Genomic DNA, 21,234 nt, shown 5'->3' on the forward strand with positions numbered 1-21,234 from the left:
CGTTGATATCCCTTTGCAGTACAAAGGCATGCAACTACAACAAAAAAACACAAATACGGTGGGAACATTGATCACAAGGCGCAACCCTTTTTCAAAAGGCATGCGCCTTTTGTTCTTGTCAGGGGCATGGCTGGTTCATGGCGCAGTCCGCGCACAAGAAGCAGCTCCTCCTGCAGCAACAAGCGCAGCCGACAACCCAATGACAGGCCACCTGCTGCAAACCACACTGGGCTTGCTGTTTGTGGTGGTCTTGTTGCTTGCGCTGGTTTGGTTATTGAAACGCATGGGCATTGGCAACCAGCAACGTCGTGGAGGCTTTTACAAGGTACTGGCCAGCTCAGCCTTGGGGCCACGCGAAAAAATTGTACTGGTCGAAATCGGCGACACCTGGCTGGTACTGGGCATGACCAGCAGCAGCATCAACACCTTGCACAGCATGCCTGCGGGCAGCATTGAACTGGATGAAATCCAGAACCCTGCAGCCAACTTTGCAAAAATGCTCGAACGTGTGAAATCAGGCAAGGTGAAATCACAATGAACACCTTCGCAGGTAAATTCACGGTCCTCGGTCTGCTGCTATTGCTGCTAGTCATGGCAATGCCCGAGGCGGCACAAGCCCAACAAGTACTGCCCGGCGTTACCGCAAGCCCAGGTGCCAACGGCACCACCAATTACAGTGTGCCCATTCAAACGCTGCTGTTCTTCACCTTCCTCAGCTTTCTGCCCGCATTGCTATTGATGATGACGGGCTTCACCCGCATTGTGATCGTCATGTCGCTGTTGCGCATGGCTTTGGGCACACAAAACTCGCCACCCAACCAAGTCATCATCGGCTTGAGCATGTTCCTGACCTTTTTCATCATGGCCCCGGTGTTTGACCGCGTGTATGAAAACGCCTACCTGCCGTTTTCCAACAATGAAATCGAGTTTCAGGAAATGACCGAGCGGGCCAGCGTGCCCATGAAAGACTTCATGCTCAAACAAACCCGCGAACCCGACCTGGCGCTTTTCATGCGCCTGGGCAAAGTGGAAAATGTAGAGAATCCCCAAGACGTGCCCTTGCGCGTATTGATCCCCGCCTTTGTCACCAGCGAATTGAAAACAGCCTTCCAAATTGGCTTCATGATCTTTCTGCCCTTTCTGGTCATCGACCTGATTGTCGCCAGTGTGCTGATGTCCATGGGTATGATGATGCTGTCGCCCATGTTGATTTCACTGCCTTTCAAAATCATGCTGTTTGTGCTGGTCGATGGATGGACCCTGCTGGTTGGCTCACTGGTGGCCAGCTTTGAAACCTGAACTGAATTGAGTGCACGCACATGAACAGTCAAACCGTATTGAATTTGGGACAGGCCGCACTGGAAACCATGCTGATGGTGTCGGGCCCCTTGTTGCTCGTGGCCCTGGTGGTGGGTTTGCTGGTCAGTATTTTGCAGGCTGCCACACAAATCATTGAAATGACCCTGTCATTCATTCCGAAAATTCTGGGTATTTTTGCCACGCTGTTGCTGCTCGGCCCCTGGATGCTGGCCACCCTGGTGGACTACACACAGCGTTTGATCATGAGCATACCCACCGTGATCGGCTAAACATGGTCCCCATCAACGGCGAACAACTTGAAATCTGGATCGCCAGTTTTTTGTGGCCATTTATTCGCATTCTGGCCATGCTGGCCACAGCCCCCGTGTTCGACAACCGCACTGTACAGCGCCGCACTCGCGTGGGGCTGGCCGCACTGATTGCCATTGTGATGATGCCCCTGTTGCCCGCACCACCGGTGTTGAGTTCGACGCAGGCCATTCCCGTTTTGATACAACAAATACTGATCGGTGTGGCCATGGGCTTTTCCATGCGCCTGGTGTTTGCAGCGTTCGAAATGGCAGGCGATTTGCTGGGCCTGCAAATGGGTTTGGCCTTTGCCCAATTCATTGACCCTGCCCGCGGCACACAAACGCCACTGATCGGCAGTTTTCTGGGCGTGCTGGCCAGTCTTGTATTTCTGGTCATTGATGGTCACCTGTTGGTGATCGCAGCGGTGGTTCAAAGCTTCGAGTTGATCCCGATCAGTGCAAACCTTTCGGTGGTCAACACCCAGAACATTGCCATGGCGGGCAGCATCATGTTCATGCTCGCGCTGCAAATTGCCCTGCCTGTGTTGGCGGCGGTGTTGATCAGCAACATTGTCATGGGCATTTTGGCGCGTGCTGCGCCTCAGTTGAACGTGATGTCGATCGGTTTCTCAATCACGATTGGTGTCGGCCTTTGGATACTGTGGGTCAGCCTGCCCTATTTCATTGCCGGAATCGACAGCGCCATTGGTCGCCTGTTGAGTATTTCTGTACTCAAAACGGGCTGATTATTCCAGAAAAAAGTCGCTGTCTACCGTGCAGTCTTTTCCTGCCAAAGTTCCTTTCTTGCGATCCACAGCGTTCGACAGGTGATACCGAATCACCTCCATCAACTGATCCACCTCAAAGGGTTTGATCAAGTAATCGTTGGCCCCCAAAGCAAACGCCTGCTGCAGATCGCTCGCATCACTTCGGGCACTCAACAACACAAAGGGAAGCTTCTTGAAATGCGAATCGCCTCGCACGGCCCGCAGCAAATCAAAGCCGTCCATATTGGGCATCATCAAGTCACTGACAATCATTCTGGGCAAAGCGGTATCGTGCACACGGCATTCCAGCAGCAAGCGAAGTGCCTCTTGCCCATCGTGTGCTTCCATGACATCGAGCCCGCTGAGTTGCAGCAACTGAGAGAGATTACTGAGAATGGTCAAGTCATCCTCTACGATCATGACACGCGGCATGCTTCCTCCTTCAGGGACGGCAAATCGACACACAAGTAATGACGATTACGCCGGTTTTTGATCATAATGCGGCCATTGATTAACCGTATCACCCGCTTGGTGAGCAACAAGGTGAATGGCAAATGCTCACCTTTGAAAGGCACCACAGTTTCTTCATCGTGCATGGGTTCAAGCTGTCCAGCCTTGACCATCCAGACAGGCCACTCCAGCAATTCTATGCACAGGTTCAGGGTATTCTCATTGGGCATTGTGATGGTCAATTTGCCAGCATGTGAGTCTTTGCCCTCAGCAAACGACAACATCTGCCTCATCGCCTGGGTGAACACGTACTCATCCGAATAAAAACAGAATTGATCAACACTGGGGTGCAACTCATATTCCAGCCAGTGTTGACCATGCCTGCGCCTTTGCTCAAACGAGGAAAACTGGCAAAACACTTTCCGGATATCCAGCTGTGCAATGTTCAAATGATTCCGCGTGAAACTTGCCCCCATAAACATCAATGTTTCATCGACCAGTGCCCGCAATGAACGCAAGGCACCGCCAATTTGATCGATGTAATGCAAGGCCGACTCCATGTTCACCGGCTCCTTTTGCAGCGAACTTTCCAGCAACGCTTTGGCTGAACCTATCACTGTCATCGGTGTTCGGATTTCATGTGACAGGTACGACACAAACTGGGACTTTCTGGAAGACAACAGCGACTCTTCATTCAATTCCTCCCGAATGGAAAGCTCAAGGTCCATTTCCTCGGTTCGGTCATGAATAATTCCCACCGCCTTGCTGGGCAAGCCATAGGCATTTTTAACCGCGACCAAGTGAATTTCAAGCTTCAACAACGAGCCATAGGCTGTTGCATAACGCACCTGCACAGCAGTGCTGGGCAAGATGGCTGTCAGGCAGGATTGCAGGGCTGCATCAAGCCCCTTGATGTCTTCACTCAAAATACCGGCACGCCATGCATTGGCTGATATGGTGGATTGTGCCTGCTCATCAAAGCCAAACAATCGACGCCAGGTTGAACTGAAGGCGACTGTTTCTTGCTCAATATCCCATTCAAAAACACCGTCTTCGAGTGTTGCTACAGCGGCCACCAAACTATCGACCGACATTTCATGGTCGTGCTGCACCAGTTCAATGGAACGCTCCAATTGCTCAATGCGGGTTCGTTCCAGTTCAAGTTTTTCTGATGCATTGGCCACTTGCGCCAAGGCATCTTGCTTCATCACCTGAAGTTTCTGATTGTCTGCGCGCAAGATTTGAACAGACTTGTCGAGCAGAACATAGACGTAACACATCAGCACAGAAATCATCAGCAAGGCAAAAAAGCTGACGAATATCTCGAACCCTGCCCAGCCAGTCCACAGTCCATACCAGGTGGTGTGTTCGGGGCCATCGGTCACATGCACAAAACCAATCAGGCTCAGCGCGATCATTTGGTTCAAACCCACAATGCCGAATATGTAGATCATCCGGCTTTGCAATGGCTTTGATTTACCCACCGAGGTTTCATGCGCAAAGCGGCTCAGCAAACCCATGCACACAAACAGGAACACATACATGGCGATCAGGCCGGGCCAACGCACCTGCACAACCTGGTAATTGTTGGGTATGAAAATAAAAGCCATGTGAATCAGGTATTGAATCAGAATACCCAAGGAAGTGAACAACAACATGAACAGCTTGGCAGCCGCTTTGGCCGACTGAACCAGATAATCCACATAAATAAACACTGCAATGCACACGAAAAACGTGAGCACCGTGCCTGAAATACTGAACAATGCCCCTTTGGCTGAGGGCAAGGTTAGCCCCACAAAGGCCGAGGCAAAAAACATGGAAATGACGTAGAGGGTAATGAGCACCCCCCGACGAATCAGGTAGTGACTGTTGGCAATCAAGGGGGGGTTTTTGATTCGGACTTCGACGCCCACTGTCATGGCCAAAAGAGAGGCGAAAAAACCAAATGCCAAGCCGGAAAGGTTGGCCTCTGAAATTGCAGCTGCTGCGAATGCAAAATCCTCCACTAGCCAATTCATGAATTGCACCGCCCCTGATTCGATTTATCCAGCTTGATGCTGATTTAATTATTGAGTATTGATACCTGACAAGAACTTGCAGGTCGTTTACACAATTTAACAACTTGGGGTGATACACCTATCCCCCCAATCGGGGTAGCTAGGGGTGAAACCGGCTGCGGATAGTACTTATTGCGAAAAAGGCGCCCAAAACAAAAGCACTGAACATGCCCACAGCACCTTCATACACGGTATTGGGAAAACCATAAAACTTCCAGACCACAGTAATCAACACACCCGTACTCGACATGCAAAGCATGGCCAGCGAGTTTAATTGGGCCCCCATGACCTGCCAAATCAGAATAGGTACAAACGCGGCGCCCAGGGTACCCCACGCCCACACCACCAGCGAGAACACGCTTTGCTCACTCCACAGGCCAATGCCCAAGGCGAACAAGGTGGTCAAGCCCGTGGCGGCTTTCAGAACCCACCTGTTTTCAGAAGGTCGGGACGGTAAATCCTGGGTCAGGGCTGACGAGCACGACAGCACCAGCGAATCGGCTGTGGACATGGTCGCGGCAAAAATACCCGCCAGCATGAGCCCGGCCAACCAGGGCGGCAGCAGGTCACGTGCCATAGTGGGCAAAGCCATTTCTGGATCGAAACCAGCACTTTCGCCAAAGTACAAGCGACTCAGCAAACCCACCGCCGTGGCAAAACAATAGAACAGCAGGTAGTAGCTGTAATACCACCAGCGTACCTGGTTCATTTGGCGGGTATTTTGCAAAGCTAGAAAACGGCTGACAATGTGTGGTTGCCCCAGCGCTGCCGCGCCGGCAAACATCCAGCCCACCACAAACGCAATTGGGCCAACAAAACCGGGAATGTCCAGATCGGTGGGGCTTGGATCCAGAAAACCTTCAATGGTACCGGCTTGCTGAAATACAGCCTGCAAACCACCCAGGTGAGTCACTGCAGCGAACAACAGCACCACCATGGAAACAACCATGAGCAGCGATTGCATGGCATCGGTCCAGATGGATGCGCGCATGCCGCCTGCAATGCTGTAGGCAATCACCACCACCGCCACCATGCCCATGCCAATGGCCATGGGGATATCCAGCATGCCTTCCAGTGCCTTGCCGCCAGCCGAAATTTGCGCGGCGGCATAGGTGCTCAAAAAAGCCACACTGACCAGCGCAGCCAATACTTGCCATGATCTGTTTCGGGTGCCGCCCCAGCGCGCCAACAAACTGATGATGCCGTTGGCATGCACACGCTCGGCCTCGTCGCGCATGCGTTCATGTGCAATTTTTGAGGCCATCAGGTCGCCCGCAATCCAGCCGACCATGAGCCAAACCGATTGAATGCCCACGGCATAGGTGTAGCCGATCAGGCCGATGAACATGTAACCTGAATTGTTGGTGGCCACTGCCGACAAGCCCACCAGCCACGGAGGCACGCTGCGGCTGGCTACGAAGTAATCAGCCGCACTGGCCTTGGCCTGCCTGGCTGAACTTAAGCCAACCAGCAGCACCAGGCCCAAGCAAATGAAAAAACTTGCGCCCAAATTAAGCAGGCACCTGCAGGGTCAAGGCCTCAACAGTGCGTGCGGCAAGAAACTCAGGCCTTGGCGCATCCGCAGCGTAAGGCGAATGCAGGGCGTTGCTGATTGCGTTGTACACATAAAACAGGTTGGCACGCAGGTGGTCACTGGTGTTTTTGCCTGCGCCGTGCATCACGTTGCAATCAAACAGCAACACTGAACCGGCCGGCGCCACCACTTCCTGAACTCCCCCGTTTTCCTCCAGCAAATCGAGAAACAGTGCAGGCGGTTTGCCCACGGCCTGCTTTTTGAATGCTTCACGATAGCCATCGGTGTCTGGTGTTTCGCCAGGACAGGCCACGAATGTTTTGTGGCTGCGCGGCATGAACTTCAAGGAACCATCGGCTGAAATTTCATCGGTCAGCAGCACCGTGGCGCTAATCGCGCGCATGCCGGGCATGCCGTCCTCGGCGTGCCAGGTTTCAAAGTCGCTGTGCCACTCGAACCCGCTGCCATACTGCGGGCTTTTGAAATTCAGGCGTGACTGGTGGATATACACCGCGTCGTTGAGCAGAAATTGCACCACTTCAAGCATGCGTGGGTTGCTGGCAGTCTCTTTCAACAAACCTTCCATGCCATGCACACCAAACAGGGTACGGAGCCGATCGCCATCGGCTTCCTTGATCAGCTGCCCTGCATGGGTTTGTGCGCAATTCTTGCTCACACGCTCGGCGGCAGCACGCAACTCGTCCAGCTCATGCGCTGAAAATACATCGGTCAATACCAGGTAACCGTCGCGTTCGAACTGTTCTACTTGCGCCTGGGTCAACGGCGAATCTTCGGTCCACTCACCGTGCACCACAGGTTCGGCGCGTCGAATCAAAGCGCCTTCAGATTTGTCACGTGTGGGGTATGGGTCTCTTACGGCTGAAACAATCATTGTGTTTTGCCTCCTGTTTTATTTATTCGGCCAACGCGGGATACGCGCCGGTTTCGTCGTGCACTTCCGCACCGGTTACGGGCGGATTAAACACGCAAGCCATGATCATGGGCTCGTCAAAGGCACGCAGAATATGCGGATCGTGCAAGTTCAAGGCGTACATGGTGCCCGCCTCAATTGGATACACCTTGCCATCGATCTTGCTTTCAATTTCGCCCTTGCCACTGACGCAATACACGCTCTCCAGGTGGTTCTTGTAGTGCATGTGCAATTCAGCCTTGGCATGAATGGTCGTGATGTGAAAGGAAAAGCCCATGTCGTCGTCGCGCAGCAGCATGCGAACACTGTCCCAACCTTTGGAATGAATGTGCTTTTCCGTGCCTTGTACTTCGCTGAGTTTTCGGACAATCATGCTTTCACCTTTTTGCTGTTGGCTTCCTTCTCAGCCTTGGCGCTTACTACGGCCACCGCTTTTTCCAGAAGGGTCAAACCTTTCTTCAAGTCTTCCATTTCAATGTTCAGGGCAGCGAACACCTTCACCACCTGGCCTTCATTTCCACAGGTCTCGATAATCATGTGGTGCTTGAAACATTCGGCCACCACTTCATCGGCCAGCGCACCGTTTTGCATTTCAATGCCCTGCATCATGCCGCGGCCTTTCACCTGCACCGTGATGTTGTCATTGGCTTTCAAAATGCGGTTCAAGCTTTGGTTCACCACGTCTGCACGCTGCGCAATGCCGCGCTCGAATGCAGGGTTGGCCCAATACTTTTCCAGCGAAGCTGCCGCGGTAATGAACGCATGGTTATTGCCTCGGAAGGTGCCGTTGTGCTCGCCCGGCTTCCAGAAATCAAGGTCGGGGCGAATCAGCGTAACGGCCATGGGCAAGCCCATGCCTGAAAGCGACTTGGACAGGCAGATCAGGTCGGGCTCAATACCGGCTTCTTCAAAACTGAAGAAAGAACCTGCACGGCCTACACCGGCCTGAATTTCATCAAGAATCAGCATGGCACCGGCTTTGCGGGTGATCTTGGCCAAATTTTTCAACCACTTCATCGACGCAGGGTTCAAACCACCCTCGCCTTGCACGCCTTCCACAATTACAGCGGCGGGTGCGTCTTGACCGCTTGATTTGTCGGTCAGCATTTTTTCAAGGTACTCGGTGGTGTCCACGCCCTCGCCCATGTAACCGTCGTAGGGGTAACGGTCCACGCCGCACAAAGTCGATGCCGAGGGGCTGCGGTGGTGGGTATTGGCTGTACACGCCAGTGCACCCTGGGTAACACCGTGAAAACCATTGGTGAAGGCAATAATCTGCTTGCGCCCGGTAATTTTGCGCGCCAGCTTGATGGCCGCTTCCACCGAGTTCGTACCGGTTGGGCCAGTGAACTGGATGCGGTACTGCATGCCGCGCGGCTTCAAGATATGACGATTGAACGCATCAATGAACTTGGCTTTTGCAGCGCTGTGCATGTCAAGGCTGTGGCCAATGCCGTCATCCGTAATGTAGTCAAGCAATGCCGATTTCATCTCTGGATCGTTGTGCCCGTACTTCACCGAGCCTGCCCCAGACAGGAAATCGAGATAATCCTGACCATTCATGTCGGTCATGTAGCTGCCCTTGGCGCGAACAAACAGGGTTGGAAAGCTGCGGCAGTAGCTGCGCGCTTCCGACTCGTTTTTCTGGAATGTGCGAATTTTGCTCAGGGTTTGAAAGTCGATTGACTTGCTTGAGTCACTCATTGTTGTACTCCTTGAGTTTGTAGGAATGTCGCCAGTGGCGTAGTTGGCAAAGCGATTTCCACCAATACTTCGGTGTTGTGCCGCCCGCCAAAATGAGACTGTTCTTCGAACCAGTCTTGTGAAGACAAATCGCTGCCCCAGTCGCGAGCCAGTGATTTGAAAAGCCCCCAAGACGCCGCGTTGTCAGGCGTAATGGATGTGTGAATTTTGTTGATGCCGTTTTGCTGTGCAAGCACCCAGTTGATCAAGTGCTTGCCCAAACCAAGACCGCGGGCTTTTTCGCCCACTGCCACCTGCCAAACAAAAAATGTGTCGGTTTGCTTGGGTGGAATGTAGCCCGATACCCAGGCAACCACCTCGCCATGCAAGGCGGCCACTACGCAGGTGGGCGCAAAATGGCTGCACTGCAATAAGTACAAATAATGGGAATTCAGGTCGAGAGGTTTGCAAGCGTCCACAAGATCAAAAACGGAAGTACCGTCTTCGAGCACGGGATGTCGCAAAACGACATCAGTGTTTGACATTTGGATGAGATGGCTCTGTTATTGGCAGACCCATTTGTTATTAACAAATTAACTACTTCTCATCCTTTCGTAAAAGCTCCTTAAATCAAATCAACAATTTAAAGAGTTTTTATGAAAGAACAAATCCATAATAGTTTATTTTATGAACGATTGCAAATCGTCTTGTACAAACCCCGAACAAACCCCGGATTGTTAAATTTGGTGGGATCGCTCTAAGCGCTGGAATTTTCAACTCACAGCGCCTGTTAATCACTACAATTCATCAAACTGAATTAAATCACCGGGTTAGCGCACATGGACAGCACCTTACAAAATTCACTCATTTCGCTCCGCCGAATCATTCGTGCCACCGAATCGGGCGCCCGCGAATTGGCCAAAAAAGCCGACATGGCAACCTCTGAACTACTGACTTTGCAATCCGTGGCAGACAACCCGGGTATATCACCAGGCGAACTGGCCAGATCGCTGAGCCTTTCTCCAGTCACTTCCACGGTCATTCTTCAAAAACTGGAAAGCCGGGGTTTGATCGAAAAAATTCGAAGCAAGGTGGACAAGCGCAGGCTTGAAGTGGTGCTGACCGAGAAGGGCAAACACGAGGTCAATGACGCCCCGTCCAGCCTTCAAACCCGCTTTGCCGAGCGCTTCGGTCAACTGCAAAGCTGGGAACAGCATTTGATTGCGTCGGTACTGGGCCGTGTTACCACACTGCTGGGCGCAGAGACCATTGACGCTTCGCCAATTCTTGATGTGGGCGAGATCGACAAACCAACGAAATAAGCTGAACAAGGCTGTCAAATAAGAATTGACTTATTGTTTATAATTTTTAATAATTGTCACGAATTTACAACAATTCACACTTTCGGGGTTTTACTGGTCTCCATGCTTGATTTAGGCGCATTTTTTAGACGCAACAGAAAAGTTCTGTGGTTCGCAATTGCAGCATTCATGGTGACCTTCGTATCAATACAGGTCAGCAAAGCCTTGGCCACTCGCGATTCCAACTACGGTGAAATTGCCGAATGCACTTATGTGCACCAAGCCCCCGAACTGCAAACCCCACTTAACCAGCAAGAACCGATAAGCAAGTACTGCGCCAAAAAGGGTTGAACCCAAGCGCTTAAAGTGTCGCAACCAGAACCTGGTCCTTTCCGGTTTTTTTGGCTTCGTACATGAGCTCGTCCGCCCGGGCCAACAGCTTCTCAAGGCTTGTCTCTTCAAACGTTGTAACCTGCAACACCCCAACACTGGCGGAAACCGGCAGATTCGGGCAGGTGTAGTCAATGGCCTCGGCAATGGCCGCCTTAATGCGTTGCCCCAAATTTTCTGCCATGTCTGGCCGAATGGTTCCCAAACTCAACACCACAAACTCATCGCCCGCCAAACGGTACACCTTGTCTTCGGATCGCAGGCGAACAGACAACTTGCTGCTGATACGCTTGAGCAACTTATCGCCCATGGCGTGACCCAGGCTGTCGTTGACCATCTTGAAATTGTCCAGATCGAGAAAGGACAAAACGAAAGGTTCTTTGGCATTCAGGGTCCGCCACACTGCGGCCTCAAGTGCCTTGCGATTCAAGCTGCGGGTCAGGGGGTCGGTCAGGTTTTCCTGACGCAAGGATTTTGAACTGGCCTGAATTTTTACACTGACCCCATAAAACTGAATGGGCAACACCAACAACAAAAACAGATTGGCATACACCAGTTCGGTGTTCGCCTGCCAATAAGGTACAAACGCGCCCAAACCCAATACGATCAGGATGCCCAAGCCAATGTGACACGCCAGCATGCAGGGGCCATAACGAATACCCCGAATCAGCGCGACCACAGCGATCAAGGGCGACAGGGGTGCCAGGTAGTCTGCAGAAACCACCAAGCCCCAACCAATCAATGGCAGATCAATACAATAACTGGGTAGTTCGATTTTTTCCCAATGGCGTTCGCGATTGGAGATGAGCCAGGCCTGCACCAAGGCAAAGAGAAAATAAAGGCCCACCACAACCATGAAGGCCATGCGGGCGCTGTTACCAGTGATCGCGCCTCCCGGCGCGAAAAAGAAAACGATCAGAAAGGAAAGCCCGGCAAAGGCCATTCGTTGCCGCGCGCGCGAGGCACTGTCTGAAATATCGAGAACGTATTTTAGTTTTAACATGCGGTTGAGATATCTCATGGTGCCCCACCGGGAGAATATCCCCCCAGTGGGTGTGTCAGCTCATGATCTCAGTGACGCATCACCGCCTGCCGGTTCCAAGTAATTGCTTTAAGCAAGTACGGCCGAAGCAACTTCCTCAAGGTTGGTTGGAATGTCGAAGTCAAGCAGGCGCTCAACGTTCAACACCAACACAAACTCTTCATCCACTTTGCCGATACCACGCAGGAAGTCTGTTCGCACACCCGCGCCAAACTGCGGAGGCGGTGCAATAAACTCGGCCCCAATGTCGACCACGGCGTTTACCGCATCGACCATGAAGCCAACCACCTGTGTTTCTTCGGCCATTTGACATTCAAGAATCACAATGCAGGTGCGTCGGTTGATTTCAGTTTTGCCCTGTCCAAACCTGGCACTCAAATCCACCACCGGCACCACGGAGCCCCGCAGGTTGATCACACCACTAATACATTGCTGCATCATTGGCACCACCGTAATACGCCCAAACTCGATGATCTCTTTGATCCGGAGAATTTCCACCGCCAGCTTTTGCCCATGTACCTGAAACGTCAGGTACTGGTGGCTGGCGCTGTCACTCTCCATGGCCTTGGCCAATTGCTCATTGATATTGCTCATGGTGAGTGCCCCTGTTAGAAGTCGTCAAAATTATCAAAACTGTCTGCACTGCCTTGGCTGCCAGCTTTGGGTGATGTCGGCTTGCGTTCAGCGTGGCTTGAGGCCCGAGCGCTTGAGCGACCAGTGCCGGTATCGAAGAAGCTCATGGCCGTGTTCAGCATGCTGGCCTGACCACTCATTTCTTCGGCAGTTGCCGCCAACTCTTCAGAAGCTGCAGCATTCTGCTGGGTTTGCTGGTTCAAGCTCATCATGGCCTGGTTGATTTGCGCCACGCCGTTGGTTTGCTCATTCGATGCAGCTGTAATTTCCTGAACCAGGTCGGATGTGCGGTTAATCGCCGGCACCATTTCTTGCAACAAGCTACCAGCACGCTCAGCCTGCTTCACGCTGCTGCTGGCCAGGTCACCAATTTCCTGAGCAGCCACCTGGCTGCGTTCGGCCAGTTTGCGCACCTCTGCTGCCACCACAGCGAAACCCTTGCCGTGTTCACCGGCGCGGGCTGCTTCAATTGCAGCGTTCAAGGCCAACAAATTGGTCTGATAAGCAATGTCGTCCACAATGCCGATTTTGTCGGCAATCGCCTTCATCGCGTTCACAGTTTCAGTCACAGCGCGACCACCCTCTTTCGCTTCTTCAGCGGCTTTGGTTGCGATCTGATCGGTCACGCGGCTGTTCTCACTGTTCTGCTTGATCGAACCCGCCATTTCTTCAATGCTGGCTGACACTTCTTCAACACCTGCGGCCTGGCTGCTTGCACCCTGCGACAGGCTTTGTGATGTTTTGGAAATTTCACGTGCCGCGTTGGTCAATGAATCTGCATTGCCACGCACTTCCCGAATCACATCGCTCAGGCGGTCAATGGTGGTGTTCACATCGTCTTTCACTTCACCAAACAGCCCGTTGTAGGTGGCTGTAATTTTCTGGGTCATGTTGCCGCTGGCCAGTAGTTTCAATACACGGCCCACGTCTTCTAGACCCACCGATGTGGTGGTCAACAAGCCGTTCACGTTCTGTGCCAATGTTTTCAGGAAACCTTCCTTGTCATCTTCACGAATGCGACTGCTGAAATCACCATCGGAGGCACGGCCCACAATGCCGGAAATCTCGTTTTCAATTGCAACTTCACCAGTGCGATCGCTCCACTCCACCACAGTACCCAAACGCTCACCCGCCTCGTTGATCACTGGTGAAGCGATCAAACGGAAGCTGAGGTCACCCACTTTAATTCCCGTCTTCAAAGGTGAATTCAGGGCAGACAGCATGCCGCGCTGGTGTGCCGGATTTTTGTGGAACACATCAATGTTTGCACCGATAAGTTTGCGCACGTTGAAGTTGGGCAGACTCTTGCGAATCATGTCCTCGTTGCGCGTCATCATGGTGTTCAAGGAGTTATTCAAGTAAGTGATGTGATTCTGGTTGTCAGCAATCATCACGTTGGTAGTCACAGAGTCCAAGGCAATGCGAATGGCCAGGTTCTCCAGCGCAGTTTTGCGCTCTTTCTCGGCACGCTCTTCTTCGCGCTTGGCCATGGCCACTTCGCCGGTGCGGTCTTTCCATTCCACCACAGTACCCACGCGGGTGCCCGAGGCATCAAACACGGGAGTCACCAACAAGTTGAAATGGCGCTCACCAATGGTCAGGTTGGTGCTGTATGAATCGCGCAGACGGGCCAACATGCCACGCTGGTGGCTGGGCACCTTGTGAAAGCTGTCAATGTTCGCACCCAGAATTTTGCGGGCATCAAATTGGGGCAGGTCTTTCTTGATGTCAGTTTCCGCTTCCACCAACATTTTCGACAGTGAGTTGTTCACGTACACAATGTTGTAATCAGCATCGGCAATCATCACGTTGGTGGCCACGCTTTCCAGCGCTTGTACCTGGCGTTGCGCAAACATGGCTTCCGCTTCCAGTTTTTTCATTGCGTCGCGAATCACCGCGGGCAACTCATCGGCAGCGCCTTTCAATGTTTCTTTTTTCCACAACTGGTGAATGCTGCGCACGGCAGTTTCTTCAATTCTGCGTGAACGCTCATTCACGTTGGCAATCATCTCGTTGATCTTGGTCACAACGGACAGAACGTCACCGCTCAGGTCTTTGGTGGGCAATGCCTGCAAAGGCTTTTCCAGGTTGGTTTTCAAGCCGGAAATTTCCACTTCAAGGTTATCAGCCACTGCTGCCAACTGACCGCTTTTCAAAAAATCAAATGCACCCATGTTCGTTTTCCTTTGTAAAATTACGCGTTGGCCTGCTCAAGGCTTTTGCTTGGAACTGCCGGTTGTTCAATGGCATGCCGGCTGAATTCCAGCTCCGCCGTTTTTGCTGTAATACTGCTGACTTCTGTAATCAATTTCGGCACATCAATGATCAAGGCCACATCACCGTTGCCCATAATGGTGGCACCGCTGATTGCCCGGTTTTGCTCAAACAGATTGCCCAGCGGTTTAATCACTGTTTGTGATTCGCCGTGGAGTTGATCGGCCACAATGCCGGCCTTCATGCCGCCAAAGCTGACCACAATGATGTTTTCGCGCTTGGGGCGCTTAGCATCGGGATGAAACACTTTGCGCAATCGCACTGCCGGCAGAAACTCGCCACGCAGGTCGTAATGAATGTCCATGCGATCGTCGGTGCCCAAAGCATCGACAGGCAGTTCAAGGCACTCGCGCACATAGGAAAGCGGGATCACATACACCGAACCACCGACACCAATCATGAATCCATCGATGATGGCCAGGGTCAGCGGCAGGCGAATCTCGAATGTGCAACCATTGCCCGGGCGTGAACGCACCTGAACAGAACCACGCAATGCTTCAATGTTGCGCTTCACCACGTCCATGCCCACACCGCGACCGGAAATGTCGGTCACCTTGTCAGCCGTAGAAAAACCTGGCGCAAAAATCAGCATGTTCACTTCGGCGTCGGTCAGCATTTGGTCGGGCGTTACGATGCCCTTCTCAATCGCTTTCTTCAGGATTTTTTCGCGTGCCAGCCCACGACCATCGTCATTGACCTCAATCACAATGTGCCCGCTGTCATGGTAGGCATTCAATTGCAAGCGACCCGTAGCAGGCTTTCCGGCAGCCACGCGTTCTTCCGGAGTTTCCAGACCATGGTCCAACGCATTGCGCACCAGGTGCATCAAAGGATCACCAATTTTTTCAACCACCGACTTGTCAAGCTCGGTGTCTTCGCCTGAAATTTCAAGCTGAATCTGTTTGCCCAGGCCCATGGCGGTGTCACGCACCACGCGCTGAAAGCGTTGAAATGTTTCGCCAATTTGCACCATGCGCAAACCCAGTGCGCCGTCTCGAATTTCCTCGATCAGACCTGCCACTGCGCTGGTCGATTCCAGCATGGCGGTGTGGTTCAAATGTTTGGCCTGCTCCACCGTGCCTGCATTGGCAATGACCAGTTCGCCCACCAAGTTGATCAGTGCATCCAGTTTGTCGGAAGGCACGCGAATAAATGAACTGGTCGGTGTGGCTTTGCCTGCGGCTTTGACTTTGCCCGGTGCCGCACTCACAACGCTGCCCTGAACTTCTAGCTCCTCGGGCAACTCTTCCTCGACTGGTCTGCGAAAGCCCGCTTCGTGCAACAACTCGGTGGCGCGCACAGCACCTTCCGGCAGCGCATTGACCAAGTCGTCCCACTGCTCGGGTGTGCAGTTGTGGGCGAGTATTCGAACCTTGCTTTCCTCGGTCAAAAACTCAAAGGCATCCTCAATACCGGCCTGGCCTTTGTCAGTGACAAAACGCAGCTCGAACCCCAGGTAGCAGGTCTCGGAATCCAGGTCTGCAAAACTGGGCAGTGCATCCAGCACTGGCATCACAGCCTGCAATTCGCCGAAGCTTTCCATGTACGAAAAAATGGGAGCCGGGTCAAATCCATCGCACAATGTACTGCGACCCAAGCGCACCGACACATGCCAGGTTTGCTGCCCTTGATCGGCCTCAACACCCTTGCCTGGCCTGCTGGGTGCAGGTTGGTCTTCCTGCAGCAAGTAAGCTTTTAGCCGGGCAGTCAGGCCAGCCTGCCCACCTGCCATTTCGGGGCTAACACTTTCCGCATCGCCACCAGCCTCAATGCAATCCACCAAATCTGAAATGTGGTCACGGCATTCAAGCACCAAGGTGCTCATATTCGCGTCAAAGCCGATTTCAGAATTGCGCACACGATCCAGCACAGTTTCAAGGTTGTGCACAAAGTGTGTAATCACCATCAAACCAAAAACACCTGCACTGCCTTTGATGGTGTGCGCCGCGCGAAAGGCGGCATTCAGTACTTCGGTGTCGTTGGGGTTTTGCTCCAGCTGCAGCACATAGCTTTCCACTTCAGCCAGCAGTTGCCTGGCCTCGGTGAAAAATATGCCGCGCGAAGCATCAAGATCCAGTTCAAAGGCCATGCCTTAGTTCTCCAGAAAACCAGCGTTGATCCAGGACTGCACACCCAGGCGTGCGGCTTTCATGGCCACCACTTCCGAGGGCTTGCTCCAGTGCACGCGAAGGTTCACAGCAGGGTCGTTTTGAATGGTCACCAGCAGTTGCATGCCCGCCGTGTCCACTTCATGACAGTGAGTCAAATCAAGCACCACTGAAATCCCCTGACTCAAAGACTGACGAATCACTTCAACCAGCCCTGCGCAATCCGCAATCGTCAGGGTGTCCAATGCCACTTGGGTGTGCCTGGTGGATGCAATACTGTTTTCCATTTCGTTTTCAAGGTCTTCTTGCATAATCAGTTCGCTGTGCATGTGCATCCTCCCTGTGGCGTTAAGCCACCAATTTGTTCACTGCTGCAATCATTTGTTCAGGCTTGAATGGCTTGACCATCCACGCTTTCAGGCCCGCAGCCTGCCCTTCGCTTTTCAGTTTGTCGTCCGATTCCGTGGTCAGCATGATGATGGGAACAAACTTGTACGCTGCCATTTTTTTGACTTCACGCACAAAGGTGAGTCCGTCCATGTTCGGCATGTTCAAGTCACTCACGATCAGGTTGATTTTTCGGCCATCCAGTTTGGTTAGTGCGTCCTTGCCATCGCAACCTTCCACCACATCAAAGCCCTGGCTTTTCAGGGTCATCGACACCACTTGGCGCAAGGAGGTGGAGTCGTCCACGATCAATACGGTTTTGCTCATACAGGTTCTCGTTCCTGGTGTTTAGAAAAAGGTCAGTTCATCGCTGCTTGCACTGGGCTTGGCTACAGCATTGCCACCACTTTTACCGGTGTGGTTTACGCGCTCCTCAGCCATCGTGTACTTGCGTTCAAGTTCGTGCATCAAAGTGGCCACGTCCAAGGCCTCAAGGCCTGTGTGCAATTGACTTTTCATCTGGGTCAGGCTGTCTTGTACATGCCCAAGAATCTGCGACACCCGGTCCTGAAACTGAAAGTGAACTACCGCATTGTTCAAGCTCGAAGACACTTGATTGGTGTTGGCAATAATCTGCTCGCTGGCCTGGTGAAGTGGCCCGGTAACCTGCTCAAATTGATCGACCACACCACTTAAGGTTTCACTGGCCTGGCTCAATACTTTCTCGTCGCTGGTCTCCATGCGCGCGGCACCGTCACCAGCCTTTTTGGCGGCTGCGGCAATCAACTGAACCCGTTCGCGAATCTTGACGCCGGTTTCTGCAGAGAGCATCGAGAGCTTGCGCACCTCATCGGCCACAATCGAAAAACCGCGTCCTTCTTCGCCAGCGCGGGCTGCTTCAATGGCGGCATTCAGCGCCAGCAGATTGGTGCGTGCAGCAAGGTTTTCAACCGACACGGCCATCTTGGCCAACTCCTCTGTCGAGGAGATAAAGCCCTTCACCTCTTGCATGATCATGGCTTTTTCATCGAAGGAATTGCGAATGCTGCTCAACATGCCGTTGAGACTTTGCGCAACATGATCGGCCAATCCGTTACTGCCACCAGAGGTGTTGCCCAGCACTTGGGCTGCGCCAGTGGCCGCACTCACTGTGTCGTTCAATTTGCTGTGAATTTCTGAAAACGCTTCAGCCAAATTCACGATTCCCAATTCCATTTGCGAGTTGGCCGTACTCAACTGGCTATTCAGTGTGGGCACCCACAGGTCTGCCAACTGAACCAGCTCCACTTTCTCCGTGTCGGACTGACTCAGGTCATTCACAGTGCTCAGCAAGGAATCAATTTCTGCCTGCAAGGTCTGTTGGCGTTGTTTGCCGATTTCAAAAATTGCAAGGCCACACAAAACCACGGCAACAGCGCCCGCGGCAAATGGCCAAACGCTGCGCTGTGCCACAGCAACAAACACCAGAATGCCCACAGACGCAGCAATCATGACCAGTGGCAACCAGTTCCTGGTTTGTTGTGTATTTTTATTGTGTTTTTTCATGAACCGATATTCCTATCAATTGTTTGACTGGGCACACTGCAGTTTCAAGAGGAGCGGGGGCATGCTCAAAGGCCTCGTACCATCCATTGGAAAAAGCGCCATGAACCGTGAGGTAGCCCGTTGCTACCCAACGATGGAGAACTTGCAGAAATTCAATTGGAGTGCTGCGCATCAAGTCCCCCGTTGGACCACTTTGTTAAATGCAATGAATTTATATATTTTACGCTTAATGAAAGTTTGCGCTGATACCCATGTGCTCAATAGGGAGAAAAGAAATGGAAAAGGGGGCCAATATTGGGTTAATGCGTTTGGGGGAATGCAAGAGAAGGTTAACTGTGTGAACAAATGTAAAAAAACCCACTACTGGAGCGGGTTTCGGGGTAGTACAGACTCGAATTTATTTGCTTGTTTCGGGCTTTAAAGTCATGCCGAGAGGCCCTTTAATTGTCCCGTCCTCGTTGAGGTCATAAATGGTGGTTTCACCATCGCTGGTGATTTTCACTTTTTTGTCTTCCACCACATAGGCCGCTTCACGGGTTACACCCATGGTTGACACATACACCGTGCCATCACCCTGAAACTCATACTTTTGCAAACCCAGGTCGTCTTTGTAAACACCATCCAGCTTGTTACCGCATGCTGTCAACAAACCGAGCAAACCCAGCATGATGCATGCTTTACGAATATTCATGCTTCGAATCCCCTATCAAGATCAGGCCGTCCAAAACTCCTGCAGGGCCTTGGCCGTGCGGATCGGAATTTCAACCATGGGCAAGTGGCCCACGCCGTCAAAAAGTAACACATCCGCATGAGGAATGATGGCTTGGTAGGTGTAAGCGCCGGTGTAATGTACCAGTCGGTCTTCTTTGCCCCACATGATCAGGGTTGGAGCCTGTGTGGCGGACATGCCCGGACCATTCGGATTGGGCGCATTGACAAACATTTGATGAAACAGGTGCCGATTGACATGCCGGCGGCTGATCAGGTCTTGTGCCATCACCGGGGCAAGTGCCAAAGCAATTGCACGGTTGTGTACGGCCAGGCTCATAAGGGTGTGCGCGCCCGCAAGGCTTTCCACGATCATTGGGTTACGGCCTTCTTTCAGACCCGCTTCAAAACGGGTGTGGTCCCTGCCCTTTCCACCAGCCGGGTTCATCAGGCACAGTGTTTGTATCAAATGGCCATGCCGACCGGCCAACAAAGCCGACACCAAGCCACCCACGGAATTGCCCACCAAATGGGCTTTGCCCGGCACATGGTTTTCAATCCAGGCTGCAACACGGGCCACCTGGTCATCCAGCCCATAAGGCACATTGGCATTGAACTGGCTTTCACCCCAACCGGGCAAATCCAGCACAAACAAACGATGCTGCTTCAACAAAAAAGGCACCAGCGACAACCAGTTTTCCTTGTTGGACGCAAAACCATGCAGCAGCACCACAGGCGTGCCTTCGGGATTGCCACCTTCAAGCCACACCAATTGGTGGTCAAGCACAGTGGCCTGATTGCGCTTCAGGCCTGAAAGGCCTGCATGCAATTTATTGATCAGGGGCACCGCGCTGCGGTTTTTCCATTGGCGAATCTTCAAGCCATGCGGCGGGCGGGCCAGGTTGAGGTAGTTCGGTGCAACATCGTCAAGAAATGCAAGCTCAAGATGATGCATGCTGGCTAATTCTGTGCCAGTGCTTACATTGCCCATGAATCATTACCTCCAGTGGAAATCAAACGTTTGTTTTTTTTATAGACTGTAACATCGCTTGATGTAACGGTATGGGCATGATGACTTGCTGTCAACGATAAAAATAGAGGGGTTTTTACTAATTCAGTCGCTAGCTCACTCGTCGTAAGGCTGTATGCCTGTGGCGGTCAGCAAATAGGCAGCGTCGCCCAATTCACTGCTGAACTTGCTGGCAGTGAGTTCTCCCCACACCCAGTACGCCTGCATGGCGCCCACGGCGGGTTGGGGTTCGCTGAGTTTGACATGAATGATTTGATTGGCGGGCGGTGGCGGTGTGTGAATACAGGCCCCGAAATACGGCACCAACAACAGCTCATCCACGCCCTTCTCGCTTTGTTCGATCGGAATTGCAAATCCGGGAATGCGTATTTTTTTCCCGGTGTAAGACATATTGACTGGCGCATCGTTCCAGGCTTTTCGCATTTTCTCCAACGCCTCTTGGGCTTTCGGATCGTTGTCCTGCAGTTCTGCGATATTCATGCCACGAAACGCAGCCATCGGGTCCCAATCGGCTGGCATCAAGTTGTCCCACTGCAACTCTGGAAATGCAGGATCGAACTCGGTTGCTTTCTTGGCGGGCTGGCCAGCCAAGCGATCACCTACTGCATACTCGCCATCGGTAGTTGCCGTTTCGCTTGAAAGTTGGGCCAGTGTTTGTTCCAGTTGGGTCGCGCCTTCTGCGTTTTGGGCAGGCTTGCCGAGAAACCAGGAGGCAAGGCCATAGCCCAGTACAGTAAGCACCACCACGGCCACAACCATCACGATTACTTTGCCAATTTTCATG

General features: G+C 52.5%; 23 protein-coding genes. 6 read left to right on the forward strand and 17 right to left on the reverse strand.

Annotation, left to right across the window (positions count from 1 at the left end; translation table 11 throughout):
- The first annotated feature begins 28 nt into the window (after positions 1–28).
- The 4 genes from fliO to fliR are packed head-to-tail and all read left to right on the forward strand — an operon-like array spanning position 29 to position 2,356.
- A complete protein-coding gene (gene fliO / locus P0D43_RS13735) occupies positions 29–538 on the forward strand; it encodes a flagellar biosynthetic protein FliO (protein WP_159569833.1) in 510 nt (169 codons plus the stop codon).
- On the forward strand, positions 535–1,299 hold the full coding sequence (fliP, locus tag P0D43_RS13740) for a flagellar type III secretion system pore protein FliP (RefSeq protein ID WP_305773822.1): 765 nt from the start codon (positions 535–537) through the stop codon (positions 1,297–1,299). Before fliO ends, fliP begins: the two co-directional genes overlap by 4 nt.
- Positions 1,300–1,319: 20 nt before the next feature.
- Positions 1,320–1,589, forward strand: coding sequence for a flagellar biosynthesis protein FliQ (gene fliQ, locus P0D43_RS13745; protein WP_394672684.1), 270 nt, complete (start codon positions 1,320–1,322; stop codon positions 1,587–1,589).
- Between the two features lie 2 nt (positions 1,590–1,591).
- The gene (fliR, locus tag P0D43_RS13750) at positions 1,592–2,356 is read left to right on the forward strand and encodes a flagellar biosynthetic protein FliR (RefSeq protein WP_159569829.1); all 765 of its coding nucleotides are present in this window, start codon (positions 1,592–1,594) and stop codon (positions 2,354–2,356) included.
- Here fliR and P0D43_RS13755 read toward each other — a convergent pair whose 3' ends face one another.
- From P0D43_RS13755 to ectA, 7 genes are all read right to left on the reverse strand, one after another.
- On the reverse strand, positions 2,357–2,809 hold the full coding sequence (locus P0D43_RS13755) for a response regulator (RefSeq protein ID WP_341237582.1): 453 nt from the start codon (positions 2,807–2,809) through the stop codon (positions 2,357–2,359). It lies immediately after the preceding gene.
- On the reverse strand, positions 2,794–4,845 hold the full coding sequence (locus tag P0D43_RS13760; protein WP_394672685.1) for a histidine kinase dimerization/phospho-acceptor domain-containing protein: 2,052 nt from the start codon (positions 4,843–4,845) through the stop codon (positions 2,794–2,796). Before P0D43_RS13760 ends, P0D43_RS13755 begins: the two co-directional genes overlap by 16 nt.
- A gap of 139 nt (positions 4,846–4,984) precedes the next feature.
- Positions 4,985–6,394 (reverse strand): sodium/proline symporter, encoded by a 1,410-nt coding sequence (locus tag P0D43_RS13765; RefSeq protein WP_394672686.1) that lies wholly within the window; start codon positions 6,392–6,394, stop codon positions 4,985–4,987.
- 1 nt (position 6,395) lies between these two features.
- The gene (locus tag P0D43_RS13770; RefSeq protein ID WP_394672687.1) at positions 6,396–7,310 is read right to left on the reverse strand and encodes a phytanoyl-CoA dioxygenase family protein; all 915 of its coding nucleotides are present in this window, start codon (positions 7,308–7,310) and stop codon (positions 6,396–6,398) included.
- Between the two features lie 22 nt (positions 7,311–7,332).
- The gene (locus P0D43_RS13775) at positions 7,333–7,722 is read right to left on the reverse strand and encodes an ectoine synthase (protein ID WP_159569819.1); all 390 of its coding nucleotides are present in this window, start codon (positions 7,720–7,722) and stop codon (positions 7,333–7,335) included.
- Positions 7,719–9,053: a diaminobutyrate--2-oxoglutarate transaminase gene (gene ectB, locus P0D43_RS13780; protein WP_394672688.1), complete on the reverse strand. Its 1,335-nt coding sequence runs from the start codon at positions 9,051–9,053 to the stop codon at positions 7,719–7,721. The genes P0D43_RS13775 and ectB overlap by 4 nt, the downstream gene beginning before the upstream one ends.
- Entirely contained in the window at positions 9,050–9,577 is a 528-nt protein-coding gene (gene ectA / locus P0D43_RS13785; RefSeq protein ID WP_394672689.1) for a diaminobutyrate acetyltransferase, read from the reverse strand. The genes ectB and ectA overlap by 4 nt, the downstream gene beginning before the upstream one ends.
- 294 nt (positions 9,578–9,871) lie before the next feature.
- Between ectA and P0D43_RS13790 the strand changes: the two genes are divergently transcribed.
- Positions 9,872–10,354, forward strand: coding sequence for a MarR family transcriptional regulator (locus P0D43_RS13790; RefSeq protein WP_341237588.1), 483 nt, complete (start codon positions 9,872–9,874; stop codon positions 10,352–10,354).
- Positions 10,355–10,522: 168 nt separating this feature from the next.
- Positions 10,523–10,684: a hypothetical protein gene (locus P0D43_RS13795; RefSeq protein ID WP_159569810.1), complete on the forward strand. Its 162-nt coding sequence runs from the start codon at positions 10,523–10,525 to the stop codon at positions 10,682–10,684.
- Between the two features lie 10 nt (positions 10,685–10,694).
- Here P0D43_RS13795 and P0D43_RS13800 read toward each other — a convergent pair whose 3' ends face one another.
- The 10 genes from P0D43_RS13800 to P0D43_RS13845 all read right to left on the reverse strand — a co-directional run bounded on the left by P0D43_RS13800 (position 10,695) and on the right by P0D43_RS13845 (position 21,233).
- Positions 10,695–11,744: a GGDEF domain-containing protein gene (locus P0D43_RS13800; RefSeq protein WP_341237589.1), complete on the reverse strand. Its 1,050-nt coding sequence runs from the start codon at positions 11,742–11,744 to the stop codon at positions 10,695–10,697.
- A 90-nt stretch (positions 11,745–11,834) separates the two neighbouring features.
- On the reverse strand, positions 11,835–12,359 hold the full coding sequence (locus P0D43_RS13805) for a chemotaxis protein CheW (RefSeq protein ID WP_394672690.1): 525 nt from the start codon (positions 12,357–12,359) through the stop codon (positions 11,835–11,837).
- 14 nt (positions 12,360–12,373) lie between these two features.
- On the reverse strand, positions 12,374–14,572 hold the full coding sequence (locus P0D43_RS13810) for a methyl-accepting chemotaxis protein (RefSeq protein ID WP_341237590.1): 2,199 nt from the start codon (positions 14,570–14,572) through the stop codon (positions 12,374–12,376).
- Positions 14,573–14,592: 20 nt separating this feature from the next.
- A complete protein-coding gene (locus tag P0D43_RS13815) occupies positions 14,593–16,761 on the reverse strand; it encodes a chemotaxis protein CheA (protein ID WP_159569804.1) in 2,169 nt (722 codons plus the stop codon).
- 3 nt (positions 16,762–16,764) lie between these two features.
- A complete protein-coding gene (locus P0D43_RS13820) occupies positions 16,765–17,109 on the reverse strand; it encodes a hypothetical protein (RefSeq protein ID WP_394672691.1) in 345 nt (114 codons plus the stop codon).
- 19 nt (positions 17,110–17,128) lie between these two features.
- Entirely contained in the window at positions 17,129–17,494 is a 366-nt protein-coding gene (locus P0D43_RS13825; protein ID WP_008252462.1) for a response regulator, read from the reverse strand.
- A gap of 21 nt (positions 17,495–17,515) precedes the next feature.
- Complete coding sequence (locus P0D43_RS13830; RefSeq protein WP_394672692.1) at positions 17,516–18,712, reverse strand: methyl-accepting chemotaxis protein; 1,197 nt, start codon at positions 18,710–18,712, stop codon at positions 17,516–17,518.
- Positions 18,713–19,109: 397 nt separating this feature from the next.
- On the reverse strand, positions 19,110–19,403 hold the full coding sequence (locus P0D43_RS13835) for a hypothetical protein (RefSeq protein WP_341237876.1): 294 nt from the start codon (positions 19,401–19,403) through the stop codon (positions 19,110–19,112).
- A gap of 21 nt (positions 19,404–19,424) precedes the next feature.
- Positions 19,425–20,411: an alpha/beta fold hydrolase gene (locus P0D43_RS13840; RefSeq protein WP_394672693.1), complete on the reverse strand. Its 987-nt coding sequence runs from the start codon at positions 20,409–20,411 to the stop codon at positions 19,425–19,427.
- 135 nt (positions 20,412–20,546) lie between these two features.
- Complete coding sequence (locus P0D43_RS13845; protein ID WP_394672694.1) at positions 20,547–21,233, reverse strand: DUF3299 domain-containing protein; 687 nt, start codon at positions 21,231–21,233, stop codon at positions 20,547–20,549.
- Between the last annotated feature and the right edge of the window lies 1 nt (position 21,234).

This window comes from Limnobacter sp., from assembly GCF_043511195.1.
Lineage (GTDB): Bacteria > Pseudomonadota > Gammaproteobacteria > Burkholderiales > Burkholderiaceae_B > Limnobacter.

Excerpts from the sequence above, each read along its gene's own strand:
- P0D43_RS13845 (WP_394672694.1), bottom strand. The coding sequence starts at position 21,233 with ATGAAAATTGGCAAAGTAATCGTGATGGTTGTGGCCGTGGTGGTGCTT.
- P0D43_RS13755 (WP_341237582.1), bottom strand. The coding sequence starts at position 2,809 with ATGCCGCGTGTCATGATCGTAGAGGATGACTTGACCATTCTCAGTAAT.
- P0D43_RS13825 (WP_008252462.1), bottom strand. The coding sequence starts at position 17,494 with ATGAGCAAAACCGTATTGATCGTGGACGACTCCACCTCCTTGCGCCAA.
- P0D43_RS13760 (WP_394672685.1), bottom strand. The coding sequence starts at position 4,845 with ATGAATTGGCTAGTGGAGGATTTTGCATTCGCAGCAGCTGCAATTTCA.
- P0D43_RS13820 (WP_394672691.1), bottom strand. The coding sequence starts at position 17,109 with ATGCACAGCGAACTGATTATGCAAGAAGACCTTGAAAACGAAATGGAA.
- P0D43_RS13830 (WP_394672692.1), bottom strand. The coding sequence starts at position 18,712 with ATGAAAAAACACAATAAAAATACACAACAAACCAGGAACTGGTTGCCA.
- P0D43_RS13810 (WP_341237590.1), bottom strand. The coding sequence starts at position 14,572 with ATGGGTGCATTTGATTTTTTGAAAAGCGGTCAGTTGGCAGCAGTGGCT.
- ectB (WP_394672688.1), bottom strand. The coding sequence starts at position 9,053 with ATGAGTGACTCAAGCAAGTCAATCGACTTTCAAACCCTGAGCAAAATT.
- fliP (WP_305773822.1), top strand. The coding sequence starts at position 535 with ATGAACACCTTCGCAGGTAAATTCACGGTCCTCGGTCTGCTGCTATTG.
- P0D43_RS13835 (WP_341237876.1), bottom strand. The coding sequence starts at position 19,403 with ATGAATATTCGTAAAGCATGCATCATGCTGGGTTTGCTCGGTTTGTTG.
- P0D43_RS13775 (WP_159569819.1), bottom strand. The coding sequence starts at position 7,722 with ATGATTGTCCGAAAACTCAGCGAAGTACAAGGCACGGAAAAGCACATT.
- fliR (WP_159569829.1), top strand. The coding sequence starts at position 1,592 with ATGGTCCCCATCAACGGCGAACAACTTGAAATCTGGATCGCCAGTTTT.
- ectA (WP_394672689.1), bottom strand. The coding sequence starts at position 9,577 with ATGTCAAACACTGATGTCGTTTTGCGACATCCCGTGCTCGAAGACGGT.
- P0D43_RS13795 (WP_159569810.1), top strand. The coding sequence starts at position 10,523 with ATGGTGACCTTCGTATCAATACAGGTCAGCAAAGCCTTGGCCACTCGC.
- P0D43_RS13790 (WP_341237588.1), top strand. The coding sequence starts at position 9,872 with ATGGACAGCACCTTACAAAATTCACTCATTTCGCTCCGCCGAATCATT.
- P0D43_RS13770 (WP_394672687.1), bottom strand. The coding sequence starts at position 7,310 with ATGATTGTTTCAGCCGTAAGAGACCCATACCCCACACGTGACAAATCT.
- P0D43_RS13805 (WP_394672690.1), bottom strand. The coding sequence starts at position 12,359 with ATGAGCAATATCAATGAGCAATTGGCCAAGGCCATGGAGAGTGACAGC.
- P0D43_RS13800 (WP_341237589.1), bottom strand. The coding sequence starts at position 11,744 with ATGAGATATCTCAACCGCATGTTAAAACTAAAATACGTTCTCGATATT.
- fliO (WP_159569833.1), top strand. The coding sequence starts at position 29 with ATGCAACTACAACAAAAAAACACAAATACGGTGGGAACATTGATCACA.
- P0D43_RS13815 (WP_159569804.1), bottom strand. The coding sequence starts at position 16,761 with ATGGCCTTTGAACTGGATCTTGATGCTTCGCGCGGCATATTTTTCACC.
- fliQ (WP_394672684.1), top strand. The coding sequence starts at position 1,320 with ATGAACAGTCAAACCGTATTGAATTTGGGACAGGCCGCACTGGAAACC.
- P0D43_RS13840 (WP_394672693.1), bottom strand. The coding sequence starts at position 20,411 with ATGGGCAATGTAAGCACTGGCACAGAATTAGCCAGCATGCATCATCTT.